Here is a 14,914-nt window from a genome sequence, read left to right as displayed (position 1 = left end):
TTTACGACACTTATGACGAAGAAAAAAGCACATAAACCTGGTTCGGCGACCATTGCGCTCAACAAGCGTGCTCGCCACGAGTATTTCATCGAAGAAGAATTCGAGGCTGGCCTTGCGCTGCAGGGCTGGGAAGTAAAATCGCTGCGTGCCGGGAAGGCAAACATCGGCGACAGTTACGTGATCCTGAAAGACGGCGAGGCCTTCCTGTTTGGCGCAAACTTTACGCCGCTGACCGTCGCCTCGTCGCATTACGTGTGCGACCCTACGCGCACCCGTAAGCTGCTGCTGAACAAGCGCGAACTGGAATCCCTTTACGGGCGCATAAACCGTGAAGGCTTCACGGTGGTGGCGCTTTCTATGTACTGGAAAAACGCCTGGTGCAAAGTGAAAATCGGCGTCGCGAAAGGTAAAAAACAGCACGATAAACGTACAGACCTGAAAGAGCGCGAGTGGCAACTGGATAAAGCGCGCATCATGAAGAATGCAGGACGTTGATTCTGCGCACTTATTGTACTATTCAATAAGTTAGCGTTTCGGGCTGGTATCGAGGATGTGAAATCTGGTATACTGAGTTCAACACTATTGGGGCTGATTCTGGATTCGACGGGATTTGCGAAACCCAAGGTGCATGCCGAGGGGCGGTTTGCCTCGTTAAAAGCCGCAAAAAAATAGTCGCAAACGACGAAAACTACGCTTTAGCAGCTTAATAACCTGCTCTGAGCCCTCTCTCCCTAGCTTCCGCTCTTAAGACGGGGATCAAAGAGAGGTCAAACCCAAAAGAGATCGCGTGGAGGCCCTGCCTGGGGTTGAAGCGTTAAAACTAATCAGGCTAGTACGTTAGTGGCGTGTTTGTCCGCAGCTGGCGTGCGAATGTAAAGACAAACTAAGCATGTAGTACCGAGGATGTAGAAATTTCGGACGCGGGTTCAACTCCCGCCAGCTCCACCAAAATTCTCCATCGGTGATTACCAGAGTCATCCGATGAAGTCCTAAGAGCCCGCACGGCGCAAGCCCTGCGGGCTTTTTTGTGCCCTCAATTTGTCCCGCGAAGTCCGAAGAGAACTAATTAAATCCGAACCTTTTAGGCCCATTGATAGGCCCAACGAAAAGCTCTATTGTTTTCGTTGGGCCTAAACGCATGGAGACTCCCCATGGCAAGAAAAACCAAGCCTTTAACCGATACGGAGATCAAAGCCGCCAAACCTAAAGATGCAGATTACCAGCTGTATGATGGTGACGGACTTACTCTGTTAATCAAGTCCAGCGGCAGTAAGCTCTGGCAATTCCGTTACTATCGACCTCTGACAAAGCAGCGAACCAAGCAGAGCTTTGGAGCCTACCCTGCCGTCTCACTTTCTGATGCGCGTAAACTCAGAGCTGAATCTCGAGTTTTGTTGGCGAAAGACATTGATCCTCAAGAACATCAGAAAGAACAGGTGAGAAATTCTCAAGAGGCCAAAACCAACTCTTTCCTGTTAGTTGCCGAGCGTTGGTGGAATGTGAAGAAAGCCAGTGTAACAGAGGGCTATGCCGACGATATCTGGCGCTCGCTTGAGAGAGATGTTTTCCCAGCAATCGGAGATATCAGCGTCACTGAGATTAAGGCACATACTCTGGTTAAAGCGGTGCAGCCGGTTCAGGCCAGAGGTGCATTAGAGACTGTCCGACGCCTTTGTCAGCGTATTAACGAAGTCATGATTTATGCACAGAACACAGGCCTGATTGATGCAGTGCCCAGTGTAAATATCGGAAAAGCATTCGAGAAACCGCAAAAGAAAAACATGCCAAGCATCCGCCCAGATCAACTTCCGCAGTTAATGCAGACTATGCGTACGGCAAGTATCAGCTTGTCCACGCGGTGCTTGTTCATGTGGCAGCTTCTTACCATTACCCGCCCTGCCGAAGCCTCTGAAGCGAGATGGGATGAGATCGATTTTGATACCAACGAATGGAAAATTCCTGCTACTCGAATGAAGATGAACCGGGACCATACGGTTCCATTATCTGATGGAGCTCTCGCTATTCTGGAAATAATGAAATCTCTCAGTGGTGGCCGAGAATTTATCTTTCCCAGTCGCATCAAACCAACCCAGCCGATGAACAGCCAGACAGTGAATGCAGCACTTAAACGTGCTGGATTAGGAGGCGTTCTCGTATCACACGGTTTACGTTCTATCGCTAGTACGGCACTCAATGAGGAAGGATTTCCGCCTGATGTCATTGAAGCAGCACTGGCTCATGTAGACAAAAATGAGGTACGTCGAGCTTACAACCGCAGCGACTATCTTGAGCAACGGCGACCTATGATGCAGTGGTGGGCTGATTTCGTGAAAAAGGCAGATAGTGGCAGACTCACTGACGTTGAATTAACAACATTAAAGCTCACTGGATAAGCGCAATTTTAAATCCACAAAAGCAAAAACAGGAATGTGTGGAAATGAGGCAATCTTGTTATATAAGGTCTTACTCCCTAGGCTTCACGCATGATTCGACCGGACGAGCATTGGCTCATACTACCAAGAATAAATCTGAAGCATCCTACCATTGGTACGTGCGCTTCCAAACACTCATATAATAAATCAGGGGGATAATATTGTTTACCATTGAAGCTGCACGTGAAGAGGCGAATAGATTTCGAAAGATACTCGAAAAATGTGATCCGTCAACAACCTACCTTGTACCTCGCGGCTTTCCTGTCATGAGCTGTAGGCTTTGCTCAATGCTACTTTCCTTCCACTTTCTGCAATTATGGCCCGAGCTGGAGTTGAAGGGTGTCACAGGAGCCACTGGTAAAAATGGCGCGATTACTCACTACTGGCTGGAAGTGGATGATTACGTTATTGATATCACCGGGGATCAATACAACATCATCAACGCCAGTAAACTCAACGAAGCTATCGTAAAAAACAGGCCTTTTGTGCCTGTTCACGTCGCTCATCGAAAGGACAGCTATCTCTATGATTTATTTAAAATACAAGGGACAGAACTCTTAACCTATGGGTTTCCGACAATCGGTAAAGATTTTATTGATGAGATGGAATGTGATTATCGCCAGCTTGTCGGGTGATTGTGGGCACAGGACCAGAAAATAGTTGCAGACCTGCACTTTTATCGGCAAGTCTGCATCATAAGTTCTACCGGCCTTTCAGCATCCGTCATATAAGCTGGCTTGTACCAAAGTTGCGATAACCGTCATAGAAGTCTTTGCTGTAGTCTTTGCTCAGATAGGCCACCCGTAGCAAAAAGTCATAATAATCATCACTTAACGTTAACGCGTCGTGTCGTGTGAACCAAATGCTGTGGTTCTTCGAAAAATGCGGGAGATAAGCATATTCAGGATAATCAAGCCCAATGGCGCTGCACCAGGCTTTCTGAATACGGGTCGCCATATTATCAGCATCAGATTCAGTGTAATTCCCCAGATAGGCATAAACCTCTTTGTCAAATAGCAGAACCAGATGGTAGTGAGGTTGTTCCCCGGTAACACGCTCTCTGGCCCAGATATAGCCGAGTGGCGCACACTCACCAGCCCTGCCAGAACGCTTGTGTTCTTCCCTTAACTGGCTTTTAAGGGATTCCATAGCCCGAGTGATGGCTTTCTCATCATCTTTCTGAAAGCATGTCGGCATATCTGGCTCATCTGGCACATGGGACTGAGCAAACCTCAGATCAGTGCGCAGAGCGAATACCCGGTTATAGTTTTCCAGATAATTAGATATCACAGCAAGTGATCGACGAAGGGTATAGCTTGATATTCTGGAATCATATTTATCTTCAGCTTCCTGCTGCAAGAATTTAAACTCTCTCTCAGTTAAATCATACGGTGACTTCATAATAATCTCTTTTAGCGAAATTCATTATATAATGGGTAGTAAACTGCTACCCAATTAAGCGTACAGGTTCCCCTACAGGGATGTATTATCTCTGCTGATATACAGGTTTGATTATTATGTTGGCATATACCGACGTTTACTGTATTGACGTAAGAGCACCTACCAACGATAGATATATTACATATACCGACTAATCAATACGGATAATAATCCCACTCTCAACAACGAAACCCGCAGCACACCAAGGGTTATTAGATGCATAACCACCTGATAAATCATAAAAATCACTCTGAAGTTATTCTCTCAAAGGGACGCGACTGATAGCGCTACCTCCCCCGAGATAATGCGGTATACCTTTCATTGCTCTATGTTTTTCATCCAGTTCTGAAGGTGTCATTTCGGAAGCAAGATATTTGACATAATGCCTTCCGCTTGCGTCTTCCCACAACTGGACTTTCCCTTCATCAGCAAGCTGTTCCAGAACAGGCTCAAGATCAGCTTTTTTTCTGAGTGAACGATGTATGTCTTGCATCATGTCTCGCCTTAAAAAATCATAAGACCCATTTTTAACAAGATTATTTTCAAGCCACTTGATAACTCTTTCAGAATGGGAAGGCCCTCGGACAGCATCCATTTTTACAATAAAATGATTAAGGTGCCATTCCGATATTAACAATGCAGCTTCCAGTGTTTCCAGCGTAATAACGGTTGAGTCAGGAGTGATAAACAACTGCATCACAGCAGCACTCCTGGCGGTATGTTCGCAGTACCGTGCAGCCCAGTCGTTATAATGGTACAGCTTTCCCCCGGCTGCATCAGATACTTAACGCGCCTGCCAACATCACGTAACCGCTTCCTTGCATCAGGTGCAAAAGTCATACAGATACGAGGTTGATTTTTTTTTCTGCGTTCAATCCCGGCAAGTAAATGTTTTTTCTGAATGGCATAAAACTTTTCCAGGTCGGACTCATAGCCAGAAACCAGCTCATCAATATCAATTAGTTTGGTGAGCAACGTAAGATCCATGGTTAACGTACGCGCATAAATTCCCGTAGATCGTATTGTGTTACCCAGTGATTTCAGTGTGCTGTCATGTGGCTCCGGCTGTGTCATCAACAGCATACCGAGCCGGGGATCTTTAATATCTGTGATACCCGTTGACGCACGACTGACCCGATAATCATCACCACACCACAATGTATTAGGAATTGCAATCTTACGCCGCATGATGCTTTCATGCAGCGCACTTCCCTCGTCAGAGGTGATACCCAAGCTGGAGTATTGCCCCAGCTCTTTCAGAAGGGCTTCCGGCGTGGGATCCGTTACCGTCAGATGCACCCTTACAGGCTTAACCGGTTCATTTCTGAGACATTCATCCAGTTCATTTCTGGCCGTCTCCACTCCCTCTTTCTGGCGCACTGCTTTCTGAAGCGATTTCTTAAGGCTCTTACATTCTTCATCCCATAGCACGTATTGCCGTTCATACTCCTTCAGCTTGACTGAAAACACCTCAGCCAACTCACGTTCAGTTTGATGAATTTGCGCCATGATGAGCCTGTATACCGTCGTTTTTTTGCTTCCGGACCTTGCCAGTATTATGTGAAAATGCGATACAGGAACGATAATATCATCATCAATTTCAACATCATACATATCCTGGCAGGCCAGAGCCATGCTCCCCTGGAGGGTTGCAAAGATAAGCTCAACAGCCGCGCTGGTTTTGCCATAAATGAAAGAAATGATTTGTTGAAAAAAAGTCAAAATTGCTCTGGTGTTCAGATTAACATGATGATTTTCAGTTTTTTTATGGGTAAGTTTCATTGCATAGTCTCTTTTGAGAAAAAATTAAACGCTTCTGGAAGCGATCCACTCATCAACGGAAGTGGAACGCCATCCAACGGAAGCAGCACCAAGTCTCACGGGTTTTGGAAACGTTTCGTCGTAATACCTGGATTCGGGATTTAGCTTTTCATAGATAGTTGACCGGGACAGACCAACTATCTTCGTCAGTTCTCTCATGCGCAGAATGCGCTGCTGTGGCTCTGGTTGCCTGGTGTAAACAGATGACATTTTTGATTCTCCTGTTGGATGTCTCTGGCTGTGGTCGCACTTTTGCACAGGATCTGGAATAGTGTCCCCGTAAAAGAAACGAAACCAACTGCAGGGAGTCACTGTGCATACTTTTGCAAACCTGATGTACGACGTTTACGAGTCCTTCGGCCTGTTCCAGAAAGGGGCTCGCCAAGCAGACATACGTGGATCCGCTAACTTTTCAGGTCACCAGCATTTTTTCGATAACAATGATGACGAAGAGATAAAGGAGGAGAAACGCTATGATGAAATCATCAGACACCTTGATGAGGAGGGGGTGTTCAGTACGGAGCAAAGAAGGGAGATTTTTTATAAATATGAGCAACTTTATAATGCTCTGATGACTCGGCCTGTTTTTACTGAACTAAGTCGCAAACAAATACAAATCCGCTACGCTCAGTATATACTCCCCAAGCTCATCGCACTTGATATCTATAAAACTTACAATGCTGAAAACAAAAATAGCTTTTATCACCATATACACATTTTCTTGCAGAAAGAGTACTGCCCATGCTGGGAGGAGAAAAAAAAGGTGCTTTTTCTGCCGTTCGGCAGTATCTGAAGAATTCAGTAAGAGAACTAGAATTCTCTCATACACAAAATCTGACACCTCTTTTTAAAGTCATTGAAAACATCCGCCCTGGTAACACACAGAAAAAAGGTGCGCTGGATACATCAATTATAGAATGCCTTGAGGCGTATTCTGGTATTGTCGACGATAAGACACTAAACAGCATCAGAGTCAACCTTGATAATATAAAAAAGGCCCATTACTCCCTGACCGTACTCCTGAATACTGAGCGAAAACTCCCTGTCATTAATATCATCTCACGGTACTACAGAAACTATGTAGATAATGGAATAAAACCCGGCAATATATCAGCAATGTTATGCAGATTACTGTATGAACCAGAACCCCAAGATTTTATCCATCATGATACCATGATTAACTCAATTGCGAATTATTATCATAAGAGAGCAATAAAACCGATCTCTCTGAATATAAACGAGGAATGTTTACAGAGTATCAGCGCATTAAAAAACATCGTTTTCAACTTCAATGATAAAACCATTATCTCCGAAGCACCGTTAACTGATATCGCAGTAAAATTAAAAAAAGAACCCCATAAACAGGTTGTTCAACCGTATTTTGAACTCTGGAAACTTATAGATTTAATCAGTAAAGGGGAAACAGAGAAAGCCTATGAGAAAGTCAAAATTATTTCTCTGGATGATTTACCTGTAGGATACCTGGCATCCGCTTTTTTAGTTATCCATATTGCATTACGCATAAAGTTCGAGAGAAAAACCGTTAAAAAGGGTGTTTTCTCATCATCTGTAATAACTATTCTTGAAAATCAGGGAATTTATACTGACTATACCCCCGTCAGTTGGGCTTATATAGGAACCCACAGTGACGGTTCTGTTATGAAAAGCACACTTCTTTCTGGGTCCATTTTATCAGATGCCAACAATCTGATCATCATGCGTTCGGTAAGGATGTATAATAACATGGTCAGGAGAATAAGTGACTGGAATGACCTTGAGGCGGAAGGTATTTATCCTGAGTCTGTTTACGGGCTTCTTGATAAAGTTGACACTATCTTGGGTAAGATACTCAACATTATCTTTGTTGAAAAAATCACTTCCAGCCAGGATTTAGCTTTCATTCTGAAAAATAAAAAATTTTTGGCTCGAAGTGAACTGAATGATAGCCTTATCGGCATACTGATTAACTGCCCTCTTTTGACGTGCGTACGGGACCTGAAGAGCTTAATAAAATATCTTCGCTGCCCGGGAGAGGAAATAAAAAATGTAATTCTTTCAGTTGACAAAAAAACCTGGAATTTGACACATGGAGCCTTGAAGATTCTGGAGGAAGAAAGAAAGATACAGGCGGGAAAAACACAGGGAGGTGGAAACTAAGTGCATATTTTGGCATTTCTCCCCGGCTACAGTGGCTACGCGTAGCCACTGTAGCCGGGGGTTTACATTGAAAGTAACCTTTTACTGATCAGAAAAAGCAGGTGAATCAAGACTTAGGGGTGATCCAGGTGCTCAATAATCGCACTAACTGGTAATATGTAACGTCTAGCAGAGGCGATACTTGGCTTGGATGTATTTTTATTAAAAAGGGCTTATCCATAAAGAACAGGCCCTGTAAACTCAGACATCAATCTCTAATAATAACTAAACATAACTGATATGAATCCAAATAATTACTAACCCAATAATACAGTTATTCCGTAGATATTATGTCAAGCAAATTTTGTAATCCTTGATAGGCAACAGGAACGTTTTCACTATCATACATAGATGAAAATATTTTTTTTGTTCTCGTTGATTCAGATATCAATGAACTTGCTATTTTCAAATGTTCCACCTCAGACGAGATAAAGCCTATTGGGATGCTAACCGGTTGATGTTCCAAATGGAAATGAAAAAGAACACATACCATTAAACCAGGAATCAGTAACAACTCTAATTTTCCGTCCATAAGACATATATCTAGATTAAATAAATATTGAAACTGATCTCTATATTTAAATGCACGATCTTTAGCTGCATTATTCCGACCAGAGATCAATACATAAGTACCAACAGGATTGCTCTTTTTTTTATTCCTAGAATCTAACAGACGGTCAATCTTCTGAGCAAACTCTCTTGCCCCGCGAGTTCTAGCCCAAAGGGATAGTTGGGGGGCAAGCCACAACCCGCTTTGGACGATAGTTTTTTCTGAAACAGGGAGGGTATCTATTTTTTCACCATCCTCACCAGATTTTAAATTAACCTCCTTATTAACTAACATTTCTTCCTGTTTTAGTATCTCATCTCCAAGCCTAGTTATAATTAAATCGGCGTTATGTTGTAGATAAAATGCTCCAAGTAATGGGGTGACACGTCTATTATCATAACCAATAATACGTGTTAAATGAACATCTTGAACATATCGACGCAAATCAAAAGCATCATTCGAAACATAACGTTCAAATAACGAATAATCAAAATAATGAATAAAATCCATAAAACTATTGTTTTGCGGACGTTCTTGTTTTGAAAGAGCATCAGTAATAGCCTCTGATATTTCAAGTCTATTATTGAAAGCTTCATTATCTATATCACGTCGAATATTAACTTGGCCATCCAAATCCAGATGAAACATACACGGCAGTGGAATGCTAAAATGCTCGCCAGCATCTACCGCACTAATCTTATAGATCTCTGCTTTATTCTTCTTACAAATACTATGAAAGTGCTCTTGAAAGGCTTGTTCTGCATATTGAATTGTTTTAGATTGCCTCTCAATATTTCGCGCGGCTAACTCCACTAATGAATTTACACGTTTCAATCTGTTGGGGCGTCCTGCTGGACTAAAACTTATTAGATCAAAAATAACTTCAGAGCTCCATTCTTGGATTTTAAAGAACCGAGGTAAATGATCTGAGCTATCTTGAAAACGAGTTAATGCATAAGAAGTTAGCTCTAACAGCTCATCTTCATTCCATTTAATGAGGCGTTCGTTGAGTAATGTCTGAATTATTGCATCAGTTTCTTTTTTTGTGAATCCAAAAAAATCTTGAATTTGTACAGGACTCAATGTACCACAAACATAAGCGATGCGAAGCGCGAACTCAGTAACAACGGGCAATGCCTCCTCAGCACTTATTGAGCATTCGATAGCGAAACTTTGTGCAGGAATTGCAAAAGTAATTTCATCAACAGCTAATATTTCTCTTAGCTTTTTTTCTTCCAATGTAATCATTTCTGTCCCTCCTCAATGGCTAATGCCTGAACCAAATTGAAGTTATTCCCATCACGATGTGTTTCAATGTGGGTTAATACACGGCCTAACGCTGAAGTTTGATGCCTCTCCCGCCACATACGAGCAGCCCCAATGATTACTAATCTATCCATTGCACGGGAAATCGCTACATTTATTCGCTCCGAGCTGCTAAGGAACCCTTGAATACACTGATTATTATTGCGCGTCGTTGCAACGATAATGATCCGATTTTCCTTACCTTGATAGCTATCAACTGTATCAATTTTAATAAGATGTCTATAACCAGTAGCCCAATCTTGTTCGCTAAGTAAACGTTGCAATAGGCGTTCTTGATTTGCATACATGCAAATTACACCAATTGGTTTTTCCTCATCTGAAGTTTCATCAATTAAATATTTGATGAATGATTCTGCTGTACATATTGAACGCAGTGTATCAATAATTTCTCTAGCTTCATAAGGATTGTCAAACCCAGGATGTTTTGCTCTTTCATAAGATTCTCCCCCAGCATCGGAAGTATCAACCCAAGTAACAATAGAACTTAATCTTTTAGGTAATTGATTAAACCAAGGTTCTGGATTTCCACGTCCAGGTTCTAACGGTTTGGGATAAAAACAAGCTGAAACCATTTCACCTATTGGTGGGGCCATTCTATATTGAGTACGTAATGTTGCTCCGACTTGTTTACCATAATCTGATTCGAAAGCACGTTCAAAATCACTACGTGTTAGTACTGCGCGATCAGAGTAATTTAGTTCTATCGATATTTTTCGCACTACTGGTTCAGGATACAAAGGTGGCAATTGACGATGATCGCCGACCAGTAACACCCTGCGGCCCGACTGAATTGCTATAGCCAATTCACCAGGTGTCGCACGAGCAGCTTCGTCGACTATCACCCAATCATAGCGATTTTTTGCTACACCAAATTGTGAGCGTCCTAGACCCACACAAGTCCCACATACAAGTGATCGAGTCTTCGCAAGAAATTCTTCAAAATTACCTCTCAGAGTGCCTAAGCGATCCACCCACTCTTGAGACATTGCAATTACTTGCTCCAGTCTAGACACTGCATCTAAAGAAGTTACACCAAACTGATTCATTGTCTCACGGCTTAATTGATTAATCACTTCCTCTGGAGTTCCCTCCCCCGCATAACCAAACTTTTCAGATGCAATTGTCTTAAATCGTTCAAGTCGCTGATTTATTCGAGCTATCAGGGGATTATTATTAGCTTCTGGTATTTCATTTTTATTTAGCTTTGTGGTTAATCTTTCTATTTCACGATTCAAACGCTTAAGTTGATATTCAATATCAAACCATCTTTCTACAAATTTGTTAGGGAGACCTAAATTTCGGTTCATTGCTGAAATTCTAACTCGCATCTCTGAGCGGAATAAGTCTCGATAATTTTGCAAAATGGAAGATGAATGATATGGATGAAGTTTTTCTGATACCATTCCTTCTGCACCGAACCTAACAACATCTAGGGGCAGATTGCTGTGCTGACAAAGTTCAATTACTTTTTCTGCAGCATTATTAACTGCTTCATGTGACTGGCTTGCAAGAAGTATACTTTGGGCTCCTTGTGAGAGAGCATAATGGATAAATGATGCGATGAATGAAGTTTTACCAGTGCCTGGAGGGCCTTGCAAAAGACTCAATGGGCCGTATGACCAAAGTTTAGAAAAGGCATCTCGTTGCTGTCGATTGAGTGAAAAAGATAGCTCTCCATCTTTATCATATCGGTTATAAGCATCAAGATCAGAATCAGTTGGCTCCGGTTGTAGATATTGTGGATGAGGGCAAGTTAATGGATCAAAGTAATTGATTAATGAGGGGATAGCCGATTCGGCATTTAAAATACGTGTAACTGCATGACGCCTACGAATAAAAGATGATAGATCTTGTTGACTTCGTAATTTCAAAGTATCGCCAATATTAGTCTGAATACGAATCTTTGGATTTTCAAGTACGAGAGTAGATTGGGTAGTCTCTCTTATATCAACATTCCCTACGCGAATCAGTTCACCGTTTATTTCTTGTAATGCCTCAACTTTTGCATCTGATTCATAGTCTAAAGACTCCCCCTCTTTTCTGTAAGGTATTCGCAGTTTCTCATGACGCTTATCCATATCCCTGACAACTGATGAGGTGATTTCAATTTCAGGTAAGGAATCTTCTTCTGCATCTAAAATTGCACGCCAAAGTGATGCTGTATGTGGTCTTGTTTGAGAAACAGTTAGAGTTTCTGAGTTCTCAATTTCTTCCTCATCAGAAGGAAGATCGCCACCGAGAATTCTATTCTGAATTCTCGATATTGCAGAGATAACCTCAGGTATTTTTTTTACATGTTCTAATAACTTGTTAGGGTCATCCGCGGATGAGGGTTCGAATAGTATACTAGCTTCGAGTTGTGTAATGGCTTGTGATGCCATTCGTACAAATAAGCTATGAGCTATATCTTTGGTCCGTAAAAATGCAAAATCTAATTGGGTCGCTTTAAGATAGACTTGTAACTGTTTACGTACTCCTGCAAAAGCTACGATAATATGAGGCTGCTGCTTTGGCGAACGGACTCGTTCTTCACTAATACTGATATGGTATACACCATTGTCATTTATTAATTCCTGGCTGGAGGTCAGTTGCCTCATTAATACTGATAGCCTCACTCCCTCATTTATTTGTGGAGGGTTGATTAATATCTCTATTTCATCATTTATTCGGTCAAGAGAATAAATTTTAAAATCCCGTCCCATACAACTTCTGATCTCATTTAGTAAAGCTGATGGATCAATCCCTTCCCAGTTAACGTCGTGTTCTAAAATCTCATTACAAACTTTGGCTACAGCGTAGCAATCACGTTCCTCCATAGGCAAAGATTCGTAATCTGTAGGCACATATGCAGGAGTGAATATTATATTATCACCTGAACAAGGTATATCAAGTGCATCAATGAAGCGAACATCTCCCTCTTCTATTAAAATATTGTTAGGGTGCAGATCCCCATGTTGTAACTGCATAGCATGTAAATGTAACACTGCCCTAACTATTTTTTTGCATAGTAATATCAATTCACGGCCAACATGACATGATTTGACAGCGTCATTTAGAAATTCCCCATTCAACCATTTTTGGACTAAATAGGTTCCTGCATCTGAAATACCAAAATCAATAACTTCAGCAAGAGAAGAACAGGGCTGAGATTTTATTAGGCGAGCTTTATCAAGAAAATTCTGAAGTTGTAAAGCCTCTTCCGGTCGTTTTATATCTGGTTTCCTCCCATACCATACTTTAACCGAAACACTCTCACCAGAAAAAGTCGACTTATATAAATGACTTATGCCCTGTTTTATATTTTCCTCAATAGGATAAATAACCATTGGAATCAACTCACTTCGATAAGGCTCGAATCTACGTAAGTCAATACCTGTTTTTTCCGGATATCCTAAAGGTAAGATATTAAACGAATCAAGCATCGTTCGCGCATCTGAAAATCGTCCTGCGGGAATTAAATCCAAAGCAGTTTCAAACCAAGTGCTAAGCTGTGGATCAATTTCAAAATTAGCTGGACTATTCCAAACAAATAAGGAGTCTTCTTGCTTGGGTACTTGTAAAAATAAAATATGATGTATAACTACAGCCAATAAATAAACATCTCTACGGAATGGATCGCTCGCTTCACCTTGACCAATTTCGGAATCCTCAGGTAAAATAGTTTTGCTTGCACGAAGCTGATCACGAAGAGAACCAACTGTTCCTAATTCAGGGAAATATGCAGTCAGGAAACCTGATATAGATATTTTAGATGGCCGTTCTAACCAAATGGTATGATCGCTAATATCCCGATGAGCAACGCCCAAGTCATGTAAATCGGCTGCGTGGGATAAAAGCACCTTTACAAAGTTAATCCTTTCACAGAAATCTAGATCTTCACCAAAGCGTTGAATGAATTCATTAAGTCTTAATTGTCTCGACGGTAGTCTATATAGTTCACAGAAGTCAGCATCTATATCATCTCGAGTTGGATGCGATAGAGGTTGCAAAACTACGCTATCAAGTTGTTCATTTTGCTCATGAATGAAACCTAGAACTTTATGTTCTCGCAATGCTATACGGGCTCGTTCATCAATAGTATCTGCGATGCCAGATAATGCTGAGAAATCCCATCGTCTTAACAATGCTTCATGTCGTTGGTCATCCTTTTTGACAGATTTGTATTCTTTGTACAATCCATCAGGATGAGGAAAAGTTGCTTCTCCAACAATTTGGAAATTATTGAATGAAAAACTTGAAGGCTTGAAATCCTTACCTCTAAAAAATGGTGTGAACACTTGCAAATATTCACAAGGCTTACGCGCTTTTTGTGGACCAAATTCGCCTTGGTACCCCCCCAGATTTGGCAATTTTTAAAAACTGTTCAAGTGTACATACAAATGATTTTTCATCTTCTGGAATTTCAGAAAAATCAGCACTACCACACATGACAACTCTGTAATCAATGTATACTTCTGTTGCTGGCGCACTTAGACGAGTTTTAATCTTTGATGATAAAATTTTCCACTTATCGGCAAGGACTTTAACTGGTGAACGCCCCATGTCATCACCATCACGTAACCAATGATCATGCATTGGTTCAATTTTTCCGCGCCACTTTTTAAGCTCCACGATAAGGAGTCTATCATGCGTCAGAAGAACTAAATCAATCTCTCGATCTCTATAAGTTGTATCCATCATCATGAAACCAGCATAGCCATGCCATTTTTGGCTAAAACTAGATGCATTGAAAACTTCTACCATCCTCTTAATTGCTTCCTTTTCTGAGGCATGGATACCGTCACTACTTAGAATATCAATCTTCATTTTTATATTTTCATCAGGAGTTCCGTCATGTTAACGATTTGCAAGACTCTTAACGGAAACGCAAACAAAATGACAGATAACTCGTGAAATCAAGGACAAAACGTAGAACTAACTCAACAGGAGCAGTACTACATACCGCATTCAATTATTGATGAATTTTTCACCACACAACATAATGTCGTGTAACCAATTGATTTTAAAGATGTTATCAGTTATGAACATATTCCTTTCCATTGTTTGATTTATCAAACTGTGCATATTCATATTTCACATACAATCATAGCATTACGCATTTTTAAGGTCTGCGTCAATGTTGGCATATTAGTTATTACAATTACTAGAG

At 41.4% G+C, this 14,914-nt stretch carries 8 protein-coding genes, 1 other RNA gene and 2 pseudogenes; 5 read left to right on the top strand and 6 right to left on the bottom strand.

Annotated elements, in window-relative coordinates:
* Positions 1–12: 12 nt before the first annotated feature.
* The 4 genes from smpB to HWQ14_RS10685 all read left to right on the top strand — a co-directional run bounded on the left by smpB (position 13) and on the right by HWQ14_RS10685 (position 3,067).
* Positions 13–495: an SsrA-binding protein SmpB gene (gene smpB / locus HWQ14_RS10700; RefSeq protein WP_063956759.1), complete on the top strand. Its 483-nt coding sequence runs from the start codon at positions 13–15 to the stop codon at positions 493–495.
* An 89-nt stretch (positions 496–584) separates the two neighbouring features.
* Positions 585–948, top strand: a transfer-messenger RNA (tmRNA) gene (ssrA, locus tag HWQ14_RS10695).
* Positions 949–1,151: 203 nt separating this feature from the next.
* Positions 1,152–2,393, top strand: coding sequence for an integrase (locus tag HWQ14_RS10690; protein ID WP_176609703.1), 1,242 nt, complete (start codon positions 1,152–1,154; stop codon positions 2,391–2,393).
* A gap of 200 nt (positions 2,394–2,593) precedes the next feature.
* Positions 2,594–3,067 (top strand): hypothetical protein, encoded by a 474-nt coding sequence (locus HWQ14_RS10685; protein WP_176609702.1) that lies wholly within the window; start codon positions 2,594–2,596, stop codon positions 3,065–3,067.
* Positions 3,068–3,155: 88 nt separating this feature from the next.
* Here HWQ14_RS10685 and HWQ14_RS10680 read toward each other — a convergent pair whose 3' ends face one another.
* The 3 genes and pseudogenes from HWQ14_RS10680 to HWQ14_RS10670 form a co-directional block, all read right to left on the bottom strand.
* A complete protein-coding gene (locus tag HWQ14_RS10680) occupies positions 3,156–3,833 on the bottom strand; it encodes an inovirus Gp2 family protein (protein WP_176609701.1) in 678 nt (225 codons plus the stop codon).
* A gap of 295 nt (positions 3,834–4,128) precedes the next feature.
* Positions 4,129–5,486: pseudogene (locus HWQ14_RS10675) on the bottom strand (DUF3987 domain-containing protein).
* Between the two features lie 192 nt (positions 5,487–5,678).
* Positions 5,679–5,903, bottom strand: a complete 225-nt coding sequence (locus HWQ14_RS10670) for a helix-turn-helix transcriptional regulator (RefSeq protein ID WP_001614372.1) — start codon at positions 5,901–5,903, stop codon at positions 5,679–5,681.
* Positions 5,904–6,006: 103 nt separating this feature from the next.
* Between HWQ14_RS10670 and HWQ14_RS10665 the strand changes: the two are divergent.
* A pseudogene (locus HWQ14_RS10665) lies at positions 6,007–7,850 on the top strand (hypothetical protein).
* Between the two features lie 313 nt (positions 7,851–8,163).
* Here HWQ14_RS10665 and HWQ14_RS10660 read toward each other — a convergent pair.
* Genes HWQ14_RS10660 through HWQ14_RS23245 form a run of 3 tightly spaced genes read right to left on the bottom strand, consistent with a single transcriptional unit; the run spans position 8,164 to position 14,571 of the window.
* The gene (locus HWQ14_RS10660) at positions 8,164–9,687 is read right to left on the bottom strand and encodes a hypothetical protein (protein ID WP_081355013.1); all 1,524 of its coding nucleotides are present in this window, start codon (positions 9,685–9,687) and stop codon (positions 8,164–8,166) included.
* Complete coding sequence (locus HWQ14_RS23250) at positions 9,684–14,114, bottom strand: AAA domain-containing protein (protein ID WP_245166451.1); 4,431 nt, start codon at positions 14,112–14,114, stop codon at positions 9,684–9,686. The genes HWQ14_RS10660 and HWQ14_RS23250 overlap by 4 nt, the downstream gene beginning before the upstream one ends.
* Positions 14,062–14,571 carry a nuclease-related domain-containing protein gene (locus HWQ14_RS23245; RefSeq protein WP_245166450.1) on the bottom strand — a complete coding sequence of 170 codons (510 nt, stop codon included), beginning with the start codon at positions 14,569–14,571 and terminating at the stop codon, positions 14,062–14,064. The genes HWQ14_RS23250 and HWQ14_RS23245 overlap by 53 nt, the downstream gene beginning before the upstream one ends.
* Positions 14,572–14,914: the final 343 nt, after the last annotated feature.

The sequence above is a fragment of the Enterobacter cloacae genome, assembly GCF_013375935.1.
Taxonomy (GTDB): domain Bacteria; phylum Pseudomonadota; class Gammaproteobacteria; order Enterobacterales; family Enterobacteriaceae; genus Enterobacter; species Enterobacter pasteurii.
The sequence above is the reverse complement of the archived record's forward strand: the minus strand, read 5'-3'. Positions and strand labels throughout refer to the sequence as shown.